16 protein-coding genes are annotated in these 16,401 nt (G+C 59.0%); 8 read left to right on the forward strand and 8 right to left on the reverse strand.

The window, feature by feature from the left end:
- The first annotated feature begins 225 nt into the window (after positions 1–225).
- Both ACVW0B_RS10625 and ACVW0B_RS10630 read left to right on the forward strand, forming a co-directional pair.
- Complete coding sequence (locus ACVW0B_RS10625) at positions 226–1,026, forward strand: fatty acid desaturase (protein ID WP_414418568.1); 801 nt, start codon at positions 226–228, stop codon at positions 1,024–1,026.
- Positions 1,023–2,033, forward strand: a complete 1,011-nt coding sequence (locus ACVW0B_RS10630) for an alpha/beta fold hydrolase (RefSeq protein ID WP_011434449.1) — start codon at positions 1,023–1,025, stop codon at positions 2,031–2,033. Before ACVW0B_RS10625 ends, ACVW0B_RS10630 begins: the two co-directional genes overlap by 4 nt.
- 17 nt (positions 2,034–2,050) lie before the next feature.
- Here the strand turns inward: ACVW0B_RS10630 and aroQ are convergent, their stop codons facing one another.
- The 4 genes from aroQ to ACVW0B_RS10650 form a co-directional block, all read right to left on the reverse strand.
- A complete protein-coding gene (gene aroQ / locus ACVW0B_RS10635; protein ID WP_414344089.1) occupies positions 2,051–2,548 on the reverse strand; it encodes a type II 3-dehydroquinate dehydratase in 498 nt (165 codons plus the stop codon).
- Positions 2,526–2,657 (reverse strand): hypothetical protein, encoded by a 132-nt coding sequence (locus ACVW0B_RS10640; protein WP_011434447.1) that lies wholly within the window; start codon positions 2,655–2,657, stop codon positions 2,526–2,528. Before ACVW0B_RS10640 ends, aroQ begins: the two co-directional genes overlap by 23 nt.
- A gap of 168 nt (positions 2,658–2,825) precedes the next feature.
- A complete protein-coding gene (locus ACVW0B_RS10645) occupies positions 2,826–4,775 on the reverse strand; it encodes an acetate--CoA ligase family protein (protein WP_457491643.1) in 1,950 nt (649 codons plus the stop codon).
- A 375-nt stretch (positions 4,776–5,150) separates the two neighbouring features.
- The gene (locus ACVW0B_RS10650) at positions 5,151–5,300 is read right to left on the reverse strand and encodes a hypothetical protein (RefSeq protein ID WP_011429585.1); all 150 of its coding nucleotides are present in this window, start codon (positions 5,298–5,300) and stop codon (positions 5,151–5,153) included.
- Positions 5,301–5,434: 134 nt separating this feature from the next.
- On the opposite strand from ACVW0B_RS10650, the gene ACVW0B_RS10655 reads away from it, so the two are divergent.
- Positions 5,435–6,658 (forward strand): Era-like GTP-binding protein, encoded by a 1,224-nt coding sequence (locus ACVW0B_RS10655; RefSeq protein ID WP_457491644.1) that lies wholly within the window; start codon positions 5,435–5,437, stop codon positions 6,656–6,658.
- Here the strand turns inward: ACVW0B_RS10655 and lipA are convergent.
- The 3 genes from lipA to ACVW0B_RS10670 all read right to left on the reverse strand — a co-directional run bounded on the left by lipA (position 6,655) and on the right by ACVW0B_RS10670 (position 8,927).
- Positions 6,655–7,509 carry a lipoyl synthase gene (gene lipA / locus ACVW0B_RS10660; RefSeq protein ID WP_457384009.1) on the reverse strand — a complete coding sequence of 285 codons (855 nt, stop codon included), beginning with the start codon at positions 7,507–7,509 and terminating at the stop codon, positions 6,655–6,657. The two genes, ACVW0B_RS10655 and lipA, sit on opposite strands and share 4 nt — an antisense overlap.
- Positions 7,510–7,730: 221 nt before the next feature.
- Positions 7,731–8,225: a DUF4079 domain-containing protein gene (locus ACVW0B_RS10665; protein ID WP_011429588.1), complete on the reverse strand. Its 495-nt coding sequence runs from the start codon at positions 8,223–8,225 to the stop codon at positions 7,731–7,733.
- A gap of 465 nt (positions 8,226–8,690) precedes the next feature.
- Positions 8,691–8,927, reverse strand: a complete 237-nt coding sequence (locus tag ACVW0B_RS10670) for a DUF3148 domain-containing protein (RefSeq protein ID WP_011429589.1) — start codon at positions 8,925–8,927, stop codon at positions 8,691–8,693.
- 510 nt (positions 8,928–9,437) lie between these two features.
- Between ACVW0B_RS10670 and ACVW0B_RS10675 the strand changes: the two genes are divergently transcribed.
- The 5 genes from ACVW0B_RS10675 (at position 9,438) to ACVW0B_RS10695 (ending at position 13,545) form a co-directional block, all read left to right on the forward strand.
- Complete coding sequence (locus ACVW0B_RS10675; protein ID WP_041436895.1) at positions 9,438–9,659, forward strand: DUF2949 domain-containing protein; 222 nt, start codon at positions 9,438–9,440, stop codon at positions 9,657–9,659.
- A 262-nt stretch (positions 9,660–9,921) separates the two neighbouring features.
- Positions 9,922–10,722, forward strand: a complete 801-nt coding sequence (gene mazG / locus ACVW0B_RS10680; protein ID WP_457490356.1) for a nucleoside triphosphate pyrophosphohydrolase — start codon at positions 9,922–9,924, stop codon at positions 10,720–10,722.
- A 123-nt stretch (positions 10,723–10,845) separates the two neighbouring features.
- Positions 10,846–11,883: an isopenicillin N synthase family dioxygenase gene (locus ACVW0B_RS10685; RefSeq protein ID WP_041438122.1), complete on the forward strand. Its 1,038-nt coding sequence runs from the start codon at positions 10,846–10,848 to the stop codon at positions 11,881–11,883.
- 121 nt (positions 11,884–12,004) lie between these two features.
- Complete coding sequence (locus tag ACVW0B_RS10690; protein ID WP_457491657.1) at positions 12,005–12,946, forward strand: transglutaminase family protein; 942 nt, start codon at positions 12,005–12,007, stop codon at positions 12,944–12,946.
- A 92-nt stretch (positions 12,947–13,038) separates the two neighbouring features.
- Positions 13,039–13,545 (forward strand): hypothetical protein, encoded by a 507-nt coding sequence (locus ACVW0B_RS10695; protein WP_011429595.1) that lies wholly within the window; start codon positions 13,039–13,041, stop codon positions 13,543–13,545.
- Here the strand turns inward: ACVW0B_RS10695 and ACVW0B_RS10700 are convergent.
- Positions 13,523–16,279, reverse strand: coding sequence for a CBS domain-containing protein (locus ACVW0B_RS10700; protein ID WP_457491645.1), 2,757 nt, complete (start codon positions 16,277–16,279; stop codon positions 13,523–13,525). The two genes, ACVW0B_RS10695 and ACVW0B_RS10700, sit on opposite strands and share 23 nt — an antisense overlap.
- Positions 16,280–16,401 lie beyond the last annotated feature (122 nt).

A 16,401-nucleotide genomic window follows, 5' to 3' on the forward strand; every position in this document is an offset into this window, starting at 1 on the left:
ACGCCTGCACAAAGGCATCCAAGGTCGCGTCCAACTTTGCGGCCTGCGACTGGGACACCTTGAGCTTACAGGAGACGGTCAGGACTTGGGTCATGATTCTATCGTAACTTCCGCATTCCTCCCGACACTGACCCTACGGGTACAGTGCGGGGCTCCTGCGATTTCTAGCTGAATGTCCGCTCCAATTCAGCCGGGCTCCGGCAGCTTTTGGGACATTTGGCGGTGATGGCGGTGAGTGGCAGCCTGTGGGTGACCCAGAAAGGTGTCAATGGCTGGATTGCCCTGCCGGCGCTGGTGGTTTACGGGGCCAGTTTGGCGACGATGTTTGCTGCTTTGCACGAATGTGTACACCGCACCGCTTTTGCCAGCCCAAAACTGAATGACCGGGTAGCCTGGGTGGCGGGCTTGCTCTCACTTTACAACAGCACTTTTTATCGCCGATACCACAAATGGCACCACCGCTATACCCAGATTCCGGGCAAGGATCCGGAGCTGGAGGATCCCAAACCCCAGAGCTGGCCGGAGTATTTGCTCGAGCTGAGCGGCTTGACTTGGTGGATCGGCAAGGTGAAGACCTACATCCGCATAGCCAGCGGCCAGTTGCAAGGCTATCCCTACATTCCTGAATCGGCCCGCCAAGAGGTCATTCGTTCGGTGCGGTTGCAGCTAGGGGTCTACGGCCTTGGGAGCTTGCTCTCCCTTCTGCTGGGGGATCCCTGGATAGTGTGGCTGTGGCTGTTGCCTTTGGCGGTAGGGCAGCCGATCTTGCGCTTCATTTTGCTGGCAGAGCACACAGGCTGTAGCCAAACCGAGGATCCCTTCTCCAATACCCGTACCACCCTTACCCTTTGGCCAATCCGCTTTTTGATGTGGAATATGCCTTACCATGCTGAGCATCACCTTTACCCCTCCATTCCATTTCATGCTTTGGCCGATGCCCATCAATACCTCAAGCCCCATCTGGCTCATCTAGGGCAGGGGTATGTGCGGGTTCATCGTCAGGTGATTGAACAATTTCAGGCATGACTCACTACACCTGGAGCCTGAACGATTTTCAGCTACAGTGCGGGATCCAACTGCCCCAAATCACGCTCGCCTACGCCACCTACGGGACTCTTTCCCCCCGAAAAGACAACCTGATCCTCTACCCCACCTCCTATGGGGCTCAGCATCCCGACCTGGAGTGGCTGATTCGTCCCGACGGCATCCTCAACCCGCAGCGGTGGTTTATCCTCATTCCCAATATGCTGGGCAATGGCCTTTCCACTTCCCCCAGCAACGATCCAGCCTGTGGCTTGCGGGAAGATGGCTTCTGGTTTAGCCACTGGGACAATGTGCGCCTGCAGGAGAGCCTGATTCGCCAACACTTTGGGATCGAACGCATCCGCCTGATCTACGGCTGGTCGATGGGGGCTCAGCAAGCCTATCACTGGGGATCCCTGTTTCCTGAGCGGGTGGAACGGATCGTAGCCCTCTGTGGCACCGCCAAGACCACAGTTCACAATCGGGTTTTTCTGGAGAGTTTGCGCTCAGCCCTAACTGCCGATCCCGCCTGGAACGGTCGTCGATTTACGGGTGTCCCAGAGCGGGGTCTGCGAGCTTTTGCCCACATCTACGCCAGTTGGGCTGTTTCCCAACCTTTTTTCAACCAAAAATGCTATGAATCCTTGGGGTATGCCTCTCTCGAAGATTATCTAGAGCGAGGCTGGGAGGCCAATTACCGCCGCCGGGATCCGCAGAATTTGCTATCGATGATCGAAACTTGGATCCGCTGCGATATCAGCGACAACCCCATTCACCGGGGAGATTATCGGGCTGCTTTGAGGGCAATTCAGGCCCAAACATTGGTGATGCCCGCCCAGACGGATTTGTATTTCACCCCAGAAGATTGTCGGGCTGAGGCAGAATGGATCCCGAACGCGGTTTACAAGATCATCCCCTCCATTTGGGGGCACCGGGCCGGTAATCCTCATCAAAACCCCGAGGATGAAGCTTTTATTCGCACAGCCGTGCAGGAGTTCCTGGAGAGCTGAGGGCACCTACACAGATCCTACACAGATTGCAGGCGCAGGTGTTGCACCAGAGCCTGTAGCCCCAACAGGTAGCTTTGCGCCCCAAAACCACTGATTTGCCCAATCGCTACGGCGGCGATGTAAGAGTGCTGGCGGAAGGGCTCGCGGCGATGGATGTTGCTTAGGTGGACTTCCACAGTGGGCAATCCTACGGCTGCAATGGCATCTCGGAGAGCAATGCTGGTGTGGGTATAGGCGCCGGGGTTGATCAGAATGCCGACATGCTGCTGGCGGGCACGGTGAATGGCATCGATGAGCACCCCCTCATGGTTGGACTGGAGAATCTCCAGCTTCGCCCCTAGCATTTCTGCCTGCCGATGCAGAGCCTGATCGATCTGCTCTAGGGATACTGAGCCGTAGATGCCCACCTCTCGCACCCCCAGCAGGTTGAGGTTGGGGCCATGCAGTACCAAGAGGCTCAGAGGCTCGCCGCCGGGGGCAATGGCAGTCGGATTAACGACGACGATGGGATCCATCTTCTACCGGAATGGGAGCAGGTTGAGGCTGGGGGTTCCCCAGCAGGGTGTCGATCACACGTTCCACCCATTCCCGGATCTTTTCCAGCACCTTTTCTACCCAATCCATCCGATCTGCCTCGCGAGGTTTTACGAAGGGAGTTTATTCGACGGACTTCTATGATAGCGCTTCTTTCCGAGGGGTGTAGAGCTGACTGGCTGGCCGGCCTTTTTCCCCAGCAGGGATCCCTTGTTTTGCCTACCCTTTTACAAGAATCTGAAGAAAATCCAAAACCCCTCAGCCAGACCAGTTCTTCAGCATCTGGCTAATGGTTCTGCAGATGATCCGCAGGGTCATGGAGCGCAGCAGGATCCCCATCTGAAGGTCTGTCCCCGGCAATTCAAATCGCTCCGCCTGGCCCGCCACCGTCAAAGTTAGGGTGGATCCCCGCTGCAGGAAGAGGGCGCCGCCGGGGTTGAGATCCCGTTTCAGGGTTTGCAGCTCTTGATCGGAGGGATCCCGCAGCACCACCAGATCGCTGCCTTCGTAGGCCAAGCCCTCCCGCTCCAGGGTCTCTTCGTCGGCTTCCGCCAAAAGCAGATCCAGTTGGGGATGGCGCAGCAGGGTTTTCACCTGGCGAAAGAGGCTGCCCTGCAGGGGTCTAGAGCTGTGGTTTAGCAGCACGCCCTCCCGACAGACGGATCCCACACATGCGTTGGGGCGGTGGGACAAAATATGCTCCACCAAGGTGTGCGCCTCCGCCAAGGTGAGGCGGTTAAAGGTCAAAATCGGGATGCGGGCCGTCTTGGGAAACAGATGGTCGAGGATTGCCCCCGGCACATCCACTCCCGCGCCAATGGCAGGTTTTTGGTGCATGAGCACACCTGGCGCAGCATTGATCTCGATAATCCCCAGGGATCCCTCCTTCCAGGAGCGCTCCAGGCTGGGGGCAATGACATCGATGCCCAAGCACACCAGCGAGAACTGCTGGGCAATGGTTTGGGCCAAAACCACGTTGTCGGGATGGACGGTGGCCGTGACATCGCGGCTCACTCCTCCCGCCGAGAGATTGGATACCTTGCGCAGATAGACCGTCCGCCCCGGTTCCAGCACACTGTCCACTGTCAAGCCTTGCTCTGCCAGAAAGCGCTCCATTGCCTCATCCCATTGAATCGGCCCCAGGGGAGAAGTGGGGGTATCCCAACGGACGGGATCCCGGTTGGCCTGCTCGATGAGCTGCCCGATGGTGCTTCGGCCATCTCCCGTCACCGAGGCGGGGCGTCGTTCTGTAGCCGCCACAAAGCGGCCTCCCACACACAACAGGCGAAAATCGGTGCCCTGCAGATGCTTTTCCAGGATCAGCCGGATGGGCTCCTCAGGGGGAAGGGCTGCCACCGCCACCTCGTAGGCAAAGGCCAGTTCTTCTGGGGTTTGAATGCCAGCCGTCACCCCCATCCCCTTATGGCCGGCCACCGGCTTGAGCACCACCGGATAGCCGATTTCTTGCGCTTGCTGCAAAGCTTCTGCCAAAGAGGCGACCACCTCTCCCTGGGGCACGGGGAACCCTTGCGCCGCCAGAAAGGCTTTGCAATCGTCTTTACGGGTGGTGAAGTCAGAGTCGAGATGGCTGTCGCAGTGAAAGGTGGTGGCCACCCCTCGCACCTGGTTGCGACCATAGCCATACTGCATCACCCCTTCATCCCATAGGTAGTAGGTAGGGATCCCGCGTTCGTGAGCAGCCCGCAGGAGGGCATAGACCGTTGGCCCACCGTACACTGAGTCGCGAAACAATTGCTGCAGGCGGCGCATCTCCCCTTCAACGTCGAAGGGCTCCCCTTGGGCGATGGCTTCCAGCCAATCCCAAGCAAAATAAACCGCGGCACGAGTGGTACGGCCATGCAAGGTCTGCACCGCGATGCGCACATACTCTGGAAACAGGTGACAGCTCCACTTCTGCAAGTGGAGATCCATCTGCAACCGGTTCACCTCCGCCACCAGCCGGGCAAACAAGTGGGCGTAGGAAGGATAAGATCCCTCCTGCAACTGGGGGAAATGGAAGCAGACCTTGGACAGGTAGACATCAATGGGCAGCGGCTGTGGGCACTGGGTAAGGGCAAAGTCGAAGGTGAAAGCGGCTGTATTGAGATAGGGGTTAGGGCCGAGATAATGCTTCAGGTTGAAAATGTCGAAAACATCCGACTCGCGCGCGTTGATGCGGGGCACGCCCGCCGCCTCCTGCAAAACCATAGCCGGCCTCAAGAGAAGGGAAACAACGACCTCAGCGCGGGGAAAACCCAGCTCTCCCGGCTGGGGCCGCTTCCATTATTCCCGATCCGGCCCCATCCCCGGCGGCTTGCCCTCGCAGCACAAGGGATCCCAGCTAGCCTTTTGCTGGTCAATTAACAGTTGCCTGACAGGCAACTTGGTAACTTGGAAAACCCTTCCCACCCTCTGATCGGGTTGGGGTTATTTCGAGTTGCAGTGCAACTGTTTGCCAATTCTGGGATCCCCTCTCCTCATAATGGGCAAGGGGCTGGGAGTGCTTGCCTGTAGCAGTGCTAGAGGAATGCCTCAGACTTAGACTTGTTCGGAATCACCTAACGATGGGCTTGCCAAGTTGGACTAGCGAAGGGCGCTCAGAAGCACAACATCCATAACCAGCAGCGCCCCAGCAAAGGCCAGCAGGCTGCGCACGATCTGGCGCTCTTGCTTAGAACGATGGGATCCACCCACACGAAGCCATTTCAGAGATTGGGGAAGGCGGTACAGCATAGGAGATTCGGGGGAACCCTAGGGTGATCATGCCCTATTTTGTGGGGTTTGGATTCCCCACGCTGGGGGGGAGAAACGGCTAGCCCTGAGGGGCAATTCCCTCTAGAGTGAGGGTTAGTCCATTGCCCCTGTCTATGACCACTCCCTTGACCCAAGCCGAAACCGTTTTGCAAAGGTGCTGGGATCATTGGCAATCTCTGGCCAGCCGTCGGGATTTACAACCGGAGTTCAGGGCTCTATCCACTTTGCGCAAGCGCCTCACCGCGCGGCTGTTTTCCATTGCGGTGTTTGGGCTGGTCAACCGTGGCAAGTCGGCCGTCCTGAATGCCTTAACCGGCGAGGAGCGATTGAAGGTGGGCCCCCTCAATGGGGTCACTCAGCAGCCCCAATCCCTGCTGTGGCAGCCGGAGCCAGGGATCCCTTGGCGGGTGAGGCTGGTGGATACTCCGGGTTTGAACGAAGTGGAAGGAGAAGCCCGCGAACAGTTGGCCTGGGATGTGGCCCGCTCGGCGGATTTGATCGTGTTTGTCATCGCCACCGACCTGACCCAGTTGGAATACCAAGCTCTCTCGGAGCTGCGCACTCTATACAAGCCCATCCTGCTGGTGTTGAACAAATGCGATCTCTACTCCGAAGCGGAGTTGCAGGCCATTTGTGCCCAGATCAGCCGCCACCTAGGCTGGGTATCGCCGCAGGAGATTTTGACCGTGGCCGCTTGCCCAAAACCTCTGAAAGTCCGCACCCACTGGCCGGATGGCCGCATTACTTTAGAATGGGAACGGCCTGCACCCCAAATTGAAGCCTTGCGGGGGCGAATTCTGCAGATTTTGCAAACCGAGGCGGGATCCCTCCTGGCTTTGAATGTGTTGAAGCGGCTGGACCGGGTTCAGGCCCAGATTCTGGAAAAACAGTGGCAGCACCATGCCCCCTTTGTGGAGCAATGGGGCAGGATTTTCGCCCTTGGCAAGGGGATGGGGGTGGGCTTAGCTCCGCTGGGGTTGGATTTGCTGTTGGCCCCGCTGCTGGATGGTCTTTGGCTGCTGGGCTTGGAGATCCGGCTGCACCTGCCCCGGAGGGTCTTGTGGAAGGAGCTGTGGCGACCGCTGCTGCTCAATGGGGCTCTGCTGCTGCTGGCGGAAGGGGTGAGTTCCTGGCTGTGGGGAGACTGGGGCAACGGCCTCTTGCCGGGTCTGGTGGCGGGGGTCAGCCTGTATCGCCTGGGATCCCTGGCGCCACAGGTGCTCAGCCGGTTTGCAGCCCGAGCGTTCGGCCTGGAAGCGGGCCTTCGTGCCTTGATCGGACGGGAAAGGTTGGCTATGACAGACTGCACAGCCTCTCTGCCAAGCTCCCTGGCCTAGTTCTCAACCATTTCGGCAGCGTGGTAGGAGCTGCGCACCAATGGCCCTGAGCGCACCTGGCGAAACCCCATCTGGCGGGCTATCTGGCCCAGCTCGGCAAACTCTTCCGGAGTCCAGTAGCGTTCCACAGGGCGATGGGCCAAGGAAGGTTGTAGGTATTGCCCCAGAGTCAGACGATCGCATCCCACCGCCAGCAGATCCCGGAAAGTTTCCAGCACTTCTGCGCGGGTCTCCCCATGCCCCAACATCAGTCCAGACTTGGTGGGTAATCCAGGATTCAGCTCCTTGACCGTTCGCAAAACCCGCAAGGACAAGTCGTAGCCGGAGCTGCGCCGTACTGCCTGGGAGAGGCGTCGCACCGTTTCGATGTTGTGGTTGTAGCAAACAGGCTGGGCAGCCACCACACGGGCAATGCACTCGCGATCCCCGCGAAAGTCGGGGGTAAGCACCTCGATCTGGGTGCCGGGGCAGCGCCGCCGAATTGCCTCCATGACCTCCACAAAGCGACCGGATCCCTGGTCGGGCAGATCGTCGCGGGCCACCGAGGTCAGCACCACATAGCGGAGCCCAAGCAGCTCAACCGCCTCGGCCACTTTCTCCGGCTCTGCGGGATCCAACGGTGCGGGCCGTCCACTGGCCACCTGGCAAAAAGAGCAGGCGCGGGTACAGATCCCTCCCATCAACAGAAATGTAGCGGTTTTTTGGCTGTAGCACTCGGCTCGATTTGGACAGCGCCCCTCCTCACAAATGGTGTGCAGGCCCCGCTGCTTGATCACCTGCTGCACCGCTGAAGTCTCGCTGGCTTTGCCGATGGAACGCTTGACCCAACTGGGAAGAGGGCTAACCGACATAGGGAGAACCGTTGCGTTAACTGGGTATCGGCAACAAGACTGCGCCCCTCTACAGCCGAAGGATGCAGCGCCTGCTCTGCCATTCTGACATGATGAAGCTCTGGGTTCCGAAAAGGGGAGGCCGAAGTCTTTGGGTCGACGGACTTCTCGGCTCGCACCAGCGGGACAAAGTCCTCCCAAAGCTCAGCCCTGTTCAGGGTTGCATGGGTCTTTCGGGGAGATTAAGCCACCTGGGGTGTGGTCAGCATTTGGTTGACGATGCGCTGCACAATCTGAAAGCCGGTCACCGCCTGCCAACCCAAGATCGCCAGGATCACCACGTTTAATAGGACATGCACATTACGCGCCCAGACCTTTTGCCCGTCTTTCATCAGCGGTGCTAGAGCCGCAGAGCTGGCCACCAAGGCCACAATGCCCAACCCAGCCAGCAGGTGAGGCCCAACAAACAGCTTGCCATTGTTCAGGTAGGTAACCCCCATGCCGCCCAGCGCCCCGAACACCATCAACACCAAGAACAGGGATCCGGCGAGGAAATGCCGCTGACCAAACTTCCCTTTGATCAGCTCCTTGCGTTCTTCTGCCGAGGCAGTGCGCACCCGTCGCGCTTGCAGACCCAGGTAAAGGGCATACAGGGCCAGCGCAAATGCCAAAATCATCAGCACAGGATGAAAGAAAGGCAAGGCCAGTTCTAGCCAGCGAGGAAGTTGAATGCTCATAGAGATCGCAGGATGGAAGAGGAAGACGCCCCCAAATTAACATGAGTTAACCTGATGCGCGGCAGTCTCCAGTCTCAGCGCAGCGGACTGGCACCCTATGGCAGGGTAACCCCCTGCGTCACTTTGTGGCTACGCAACGCTGCCGCGGCCCAGCTTTATCCCAGTCGCCAGCAAGAAAAACTCTTGCACCACTGGGGGCGGATGTGCTGAGCCCTCTACAGCGCGGCGGTGGCAGATCGCAAAACCAGCTACCAAAAGCTGGGCAGGTCTGTCAGCTACTTCGACACCGCTGACGGGAATAAGCAACTGAGCTCGCTGAAGCGTCAGAAGCGGCTAGCCGCGGTTCAGGCTATCGCGAAAGTCCGCCGGCCAGTTGAAGGCTCGCTTCTGCAGAAAGCTGCCAGCTCCCAAAGGTTCTAAAGGCCGGCAAACCCATCCAGCTGGCTCGGAGGAGAGATGGGCGTGTCAGGACAGGGATCCCACCGGCGCGAGATATTTTCCGTCTATGAGAAAGATGCCATTGGCAAACTGCACACTGTAGGTGCCCAACAGCCGCCGCTGCAGGATCACCCCTTGTTCGTGCAAGCGGATCAAATGGGCCGGGCGCAACATCGGCATTGGGTCAGCCGTTTTTAGGTAAGGAGGCATCTCCACCACTTGAACCGTTGCCCCCACTGGCAGTAAACCCTGGGCTTCAGACATAACGGGAGTCCATGTGGCAAGTGTCTCTAGCTTAGCTGAACGTAGGACGATGTATGCCCAAAACCGAACCCGAGCAGGATGACAGCATTAGGGCAGATCCCAGAGGAGCCGAACAGATTGGATCCCCGAAGAATTGTTGTAAGATTTTTATCAAGCACGAGGATTCAACGAGATAAAAAGGTAACATCTTGCAAGGTGAGTTGGTTTTTCCCACAAAGAAAAAGCAGTCGGCCTTTCGGGGTGCTGCCAACTGATCGCCAATTTGCTACCATACCATGAACTCTTGGTACCCATTTTTTGTGTCCTTGGATACGGAAACCTCATTTGCCGAGGCAATTTAGGGGTTCTCTTGTCCTGGAGCTGTGGGCGCAGGGCTTAGCAAGCTCGCCTTCGGCCTACGCACCAGCCAGATCTTTGCCGAAATTCTGTAGAAGTGTTAAGAATAGTTACATTGGCTTGCTATCTTCTCAGTTTTCATACTCGTCCTTACTTCAGCGCTGCGAAACGACCATGCTAGATCCCATTCCCCCCCCAGCCCTTGAGGAATATCTATTGGAAACGGGCATTATCGACCGTTCTCAACTGAGCCTGGCCAAGAAGCTGCAGCATCGCCAGCAAGGGCCGTTGCTGATGATCCTTTTGGAGTTGAGTTTCATCGATCTGGAGCAGCTCAGCCGCCTTTTGGATTTGGGCCGCGCCTACCCTTTTGATCATGCTGCAAACGCTGGATAGTCTTCAGCCCAACTGGCAACAGGCTCTGGCTCGGTGGTTCGCTGCTGAGCAGGGATCCCTGCTGCTGAAAAGCTGTGGGGGTCAGGATCTGGCGAAGCTGCGCAGTGTTTTGCAACAGATCTGTTCTCCTGTCCAGTCTGTTACGTTGCTAACAGAAGACTTGGAGGTGGTGGCCGGCCCATTGACGCTCCAAAGCTGGGATCCTCAAGCGACGGGCCATTTTGCCCACCTCTATCTGGAGCGTTCCGCCTCTAGCTCACACATGAGTCGTTTGGCGGCTATTGTTGCTCGGTTGCGCGCTCCCGACGGGTGTCCTTGGGATCGGGCCCAAACTCCAGAGTCTCTTACCCCCTACATTCTTGAAGAAGCGTATGAGACGGTAGCTGCCATTCGAGCCGGGGATCCGGCAGCAATTGCCGAAGAGCTGGGGGATTTGTTGTTGCAGGTGGTGTTGCAGTCTCAGATCTTTGCCGAGCAGAACCACTTTGATCTGGAAGCTGTGGCTGCGGGAATTGCCGATAAGCTCATCCGCCGTCACCCCCATGTGTTTGGGGATGCTGTGATGGCAGATCTTCCGGAGTTGCACCGCTCTTGGGAACAGATCAAGCAAGGGGAGCGACCGGATCAAAGCCTTGGCCAAAAACTGCTGCACTATGCCCAAAGTTTGCCTCCCCTAATGGCTGCCCTGAAAATTTCCTGCAAAGTGGTGGGGGCAGGGTTTGAGTGGCCAACGGTGGAGGGGATCTGGGCCAAGATCCGCGAGGAAGAAGCCGAGCTGCGTCGAGAATTGGAGAGGGATCCCCCCGATCCAACTCGGCAGGAAGCCGAACTGGGGGATCTGCTTTTTGCCCTGGTCAACTTGGGCCGTTGGTATGGTTTGGATGCTGCCCAAGCTCTAACCCAAACCAACCTGCGCTTTGCTCGCCGTTTTTTGCGCATGGAAGAGCTGGCTCAGGAACCAGCGGGATCCCTGCCCGGCGATGGCATAAGCTCCCTTCTGAAAGGACGCAGTTTCCAGGAGCTGGAAGTCCTCTGGCAACAGGCCAAGCAAGAGTATCCCTAGTTTCGTTTCTGGATGTGGGGTTGAGCCGGTGCCAGCTCTGAGGGGGTATCCGCCCACACAGTCTTGGGGCAGGTTTTCTTCGTAGGGTAGGAGCTGTTCTGAGCGCCTGTCTCTACGTCGGCCATGTCTCCAGTTTCTTCCTTTGAGCAAGCTGGGATCCCTTGTCTGGATTTGACCCCCTTTCGGGAGGGTACGGATCCGCTAGGGGTTGCAAAGGCTTTTGGGGCAGCCTTGGAGGAGGTGGGGTTTGTGGTGATCACAGGGCATGGGATCCCGGAGGCCATCATACAAACAGCCTACGAGAGAGCGAGGGCTTTCTTCGACCTGCCGCTGGAACAAAAAATGGAGGTGGTGACTCCGGATCGCGTCAAAAACCAGGGATACCTGCCGATTGGCATCGAAAGTGTAGCCGCTACCCGTGGGGCAGAGGTTCCCTACGATCTCTGTGAGGCGCTGGTGTTCAATGACCTGTTTCGGGAAGATCCACAACGGCCCCAAGCAGGGGTGGATCCGGATTCGGGCAACCTTTGGCCCACCCATCCAGCAGGACTGCGGGCTGCTCTTCTGGCTTATGATGCAGCTCTGCTTCAGCTCACCCAAACCTTGATGCGCATGGGCGCGTTGGCTTTGGATCTGCCGGAAACCTATTTTCTGCCTTTTATGGAGGGGAAAGGGGGAGTGCTGCGGGCTGTGCATTATCCTGAACAGGAGGTGGAGCCCATCCCGGGACAGCTACGCTATGGGGCTCACTCCGACTACGGTGGCTTCACGATTCTGCGACAGGATGGGGCGCCGGGAGGGCTGCAGGTGTACTCCAAAGCAGGAGAGTGGATTGATGTGCAGGCTGTTCCCAACGCCTTTGTCATCAACGTTGGCGATCTGCTATCCCGTTGGACCAATGACCGTTGGCGCTCCACGTTGCACCGCGTGGTCAATCCACCCCGATCGGCTTTCGGTTCCAGTCGCCGCCTGTCTTTGGTTTACTTTACAGCTCCTCGGGACGATGCTTGGATTGAATGCCTGCCCACATGCCAGAATGCAGCAAACCCCCCTCGCTATGCTCCTGTACAGGCTGGGGAGTACATCCGCTCTAAGCTGGAGGTTTCGATGATTGGGAAGGCAGGGCAAAGCTCTCGGAGATCTCAAACTCGGGATCCCTGAAGTCTAGAGATCTCGGGCAGACGATGCAACCGCTTCTTGGCTTTGATCTGGGAGCAGTTTGAGTTGCCTGATCTCGGTGCTCCTTTGCCTGTGATAAAACTCCTTGCCCGTCATTTGGCCTGTGCAAATTCAGATCCGCCATCTCATCGAATATCGCTACAGTCGTCCAGTCCAACTGGAGCCCCACACGGTGCGATTGCGACCGCGCTGCGACGGGATCCAAACTCTCCTGGCTTTTGAGTTGCAGGTGGATCCGCAGCCGGTGGGCCAATCGGCGTTGGTGGACCTGGAGGGCAACGCGGCGGTTCGGCTCTGGTTTGGGGATCCCACCGAGCACTTGCGCATCCAAACTCAGGCCACGGTGCTCACCCTGCGGCAGAATCCCTTCGACTACCTGCTCTGCGATTGGGCCACCCATCTCCCCATCGACTATCCCAGCACACTGGCAGCCCAATTACAGCCTTATCTGACGGCTCAGGCGGATCCCGGCGTCCAAGCCTTGGCCTGGGAGCTATGGGATCACGTGCAGGGGGAAACGACAGCTTTTCTGCCGGCGCTGAACCAGCGCATCTATTCAGAATGCCGCCACATCTTGCGGGAAAAGGGGGATCCCTGGCCTGCCGGCTTGACCTGGCATCGCAAAACCGGAGCCTGCCGCGATTTGGCCCTGGTGTTCATGGAGGTCTGCCGTACGGTAGGCTTGGCCGCGCGCTTTGTCAGTGGCTACCAGGTCAGCCCCTCGCAGCCTTCGGGGGAGAGCAGGGGTGGAGAACCCCCAGAGCCTGTGCGCCGTCATTTGCACGCTTGGGCGGAGGTGTACTTGCCGGGGGCCGGTTGGCGGGGCTTTGACCCCACCCAGGGGTTGGCCGTGGCCGATGGTCATGTGGCTTTGGCGGCCAGCGCTTACCCCAGAGATGCCGCTCCCATTTACGGCCATTGGCTGGGCAAGGGCGTTCACAGCAGTATGAGCTACACCATCCACATCCAGGCGGGATCTTCTGCGCAAAGCCAAGCCCAGCTTGCTGCAGACAGCCTGAGCACTCCACCAAAAGTTTGGGGCTGAAGCCGTAGAGCGTCAACTTGGCCGGATCCCAAAGCGAAAATTTGAGATAGCATAGCCTAGCCAAGATCTAGAGAATCTGCCGAGGGATCCCGTTGACCCAGTCTATTGATGTCCCCACCAGCGTTGATACGTTTTTGCAGGAGTTGGCCGCCATTCAGCAAGTTGGGCCGAAGCGAGTGGCCATCCTGGGCAGCCGTCATGTGCCCATTACCCATCAGTATTTGATCGAGACCCTCAGTTATGCCCTGGCCCTTACCGGCAATCAGATCCTCACCTCTGGGGCCATTGGCACCAACTTGGCCGTCATTCGGGGGGCGATGCGGGCGGACATGAAGTCCTTGACGGTGATCTTGCCCCAGAGTTTGGAGCGACAGCCGGCAGAGTCGCGGGCCAGCCTGGAGCAGGTGCTGCATCTGGTGGAGCATCCGGAAAACGACCATCTTCCCCTGGCGGAGGCCAGCCGCCTGTGCAACCTGGAGATCATCGGCAAGTGCCAGCAGTTGATCTGCTTTGTCTTCCACGACAGCGTCACGCTGCTGGATGCCTGCAAGCATGCTGAGGAACAACACAAGTTGGTCACTCTCTTCTATTTCGACTGATTTGCCCTTCTACTTTCTTCCTCGGTATTGAGCTTGCGGCAGGGGGAGGCAGGGGGAAGTGTTCTTGTAGCCAGGCTTCAGCTTCTGCCGGGGTGGTGAGTTCGCCGTTCAGGGTGAGGCAACGCAGTTGCTCCAAAATGGCTTGGAAGGGGCGACCTGGCTTATAACCCAGACGACGCAGATCGTGGCCGTTGAGCAGCGGCTTCACCCAGTACCACTCCTGCAAATAGCGCCAGATCAGCCGCCGGGCCGGCTTGGGGGCGATCCCGGCCACCAAAATCACTGCTGGGATCCGCAGCCCCTGCAGCAGTTGCACCACCTGGGCCGGAGAGAGGGTGCCGGGGTCCAATTGGGCCAACAGGGTTTGGTAATAGGAGGAATGGCTGAGGCGTTCGATGCCTGCTTGGGTAAGGTGGAGTTGGCTGGCCACCTGGGGGGCTTGGGGCAGCGTGAGGAGGAGAGCCTCTAGGCGCAGTTGCCAGATCTCCTGGGATCCCAGCTCAGGATAGCGGCGGCGAAAGTGATAGGCCCAGCGGCCCACCCGTTGCAACCGCTGACACAGGGAGGGATCCCACTCCAGGTCGGGGTGAATACAGCGCAAAGCCCCCCATTCTGCCAGCCGCTCAAAGGCTTGGGGCCAATCGCGGGATCCGAGAATGTAGGCCAGCTCCTGCTTGAGGCGATCCCCGCCGACGGCATCGTGCAGACCACTGGCCACAGCAGCGCGGATCCATTTTTCTGTGGTCGAGTCCAGGGCGAAGCCCAAGCGCACCGCAAAGCGCACCGCCCGATAAATGCGGGTGGGATCCTCGATGAAGCTGTTGGGGTGTAATGCCCGGATGATCCCCTGTTGCAGATCCGCTTGTCCGCCGAAAAAATCCAGCACCTGTCCTCGCTGGGGGCCGTTGAGGCGCAAGGCCAAGGCGTTGATGGAAAAATCCCGCCGATAGAGGTCTTGCTGAATGGATCCCATGGCCACTTCGGGGGGAGAGGCCGGGTAGGGATAAAACTCCGTGCGGGCGCTGGCGATATCCACACAAAAGCCTCCTGGCCAGATCAAGGCCGCCGTTTGGAATTTGCCGTGGATCTCCAGCCGCGCTTCCGGGAAGCGTTGTTTGAGCGCTTGTCCCAAAATCAAGCCCCAGCCCGGGGGATCGATCCCATCCGGGGCCGAAGAGTAGGGCCCATCCACCACCAAGTCCAGATCCAGCCGCTCCAGGTTGGGCGAGGGCTGCCGTCCCCACCGGTGCAGCAGCAGATCCCGCACCGTTCCCCCCACCAGATACAACCTCAGGCCCTTCTCATCGGCGATGTGGGCGGCCTGCTCCAGCAACTGTCGATGCCGTTCCGAAAGAGCGGCGAAGGTGAGATCCAAGGGGCAGGAAAGGGTGGGCAAAGCCAACTGGGGTGAGAGGGCCGGCAACTCGTGTAGGTGCCGCAACACATCGGTGCGAGTTACAATGCCCACCAACTGTCCATCCTGGAGAACCGGCAGGCGGCCAATATCCCACTGCACCATCAACCGCTGAATCTCCGCCAAGGGGGTGTCGGGGGAGAGGGTTTTCACGTCGGTGGTCATGTAGCCCTTGACGGGGGCATGGCCAAACCCGTGATGCAGGGCGATATCGATATCCCGCCGCGAGATCACCCCCACCAGGCGACCTTGAGCGTCCACCACCACCAGGCCGGAATGGCCGTAGCGCAGCAGCACCCGCTGGGCCTCGTCGATGGTGATCTCCGGTCGGATGGTGCGCACCGGAGCCGACATCAAATCTTTGGCCGTCACCGGGGGCGGGATCCGCTCTTGGACAGCCTGCCTGAGGGCCGCCATGACTTGGGCCGGGTCGGGCAAAGGCTGCTCTGGGCTGGCTTTTAACGTGGCTGCTGCAGCACAATCGTGTCCACCGCCGCCGTAGAGGGCCATCACCCTGCCCAACTGGGCAAACTCCTGCCGCGCCCGCCCGATCAGGCTGAGCCGCTCCCCCTGCCGCGCCACCAAGAGCAGCACATCCACTCCCGTCAGATCCATCAGCCGCATCACCAGGCCGGCCAAGCCGGGCACAAACTCCGGCAGCTCCAGCAGCCATTCTCCCAGGCGATACTCCCCCACCTGCTGCACCTGCATCTGGGCCAACCCCTGGCTGAGCAGCTCGCGCATCTCTGGGGTGAGGCCATCCCCCAAAAAGCGCCGCAACAAGACCAGGTTCACCCCCTGATCCAACAGCCAGCTCAGGGCAGCAGCATCGCGGGCGGTGGTCTCCGGGAAGGTCAGGGATCCCGTATCCATGTGAATGCCCAAAGCCAGCGCCAGCCGCTCAAAAGGGCTGAGAGGGATCCCAGCAGCCTGCAGCCGCTCCACCAGCAAGGTACAGGTGGCCCCCACGGCCTCGATATGGCTGTTGACCTGCTGCTGCGGCCAAAAGTTATCCAGTGGACTGGGGTGATGGTCGAAAATCTCAATCTGCGCGCCGGGGACGCTCAACCAAGCGGCAGCTTTGCCCAAGCGATCCGGATCGTGACAGTCCACCACAATCCACCGCTGCACCTGTCCCGGATCCACAGAGCGTAGCTCGATGAGGGGAAATTCATCTCGGTACAAGGCCAAAAACTCCTGCACCCCCGGCAGGGATCCCCCGGTCAAGGCAATGCGGGCACCCGGATACAGGCGCGCCGCTCCCACCGCCGCCCCCAGGGTGTCGAAATCCGCCGATTGATGGCACAGGACCAGATCCATTGCGGCAAGGTTTGTCGTATTCCGCTCTTCCATCCTGGCCCAAGCCAGGATCCCTCTTGTTGGAGTCGGACAAGAAGAAATGAAGGGCTGCTCAACTCCGAGGGGCAAGTGAAAACCTCGAA

It is taken from the genome of Thermostichus sp. MS-CIW-23 (genome assembly GCF_054059455.1).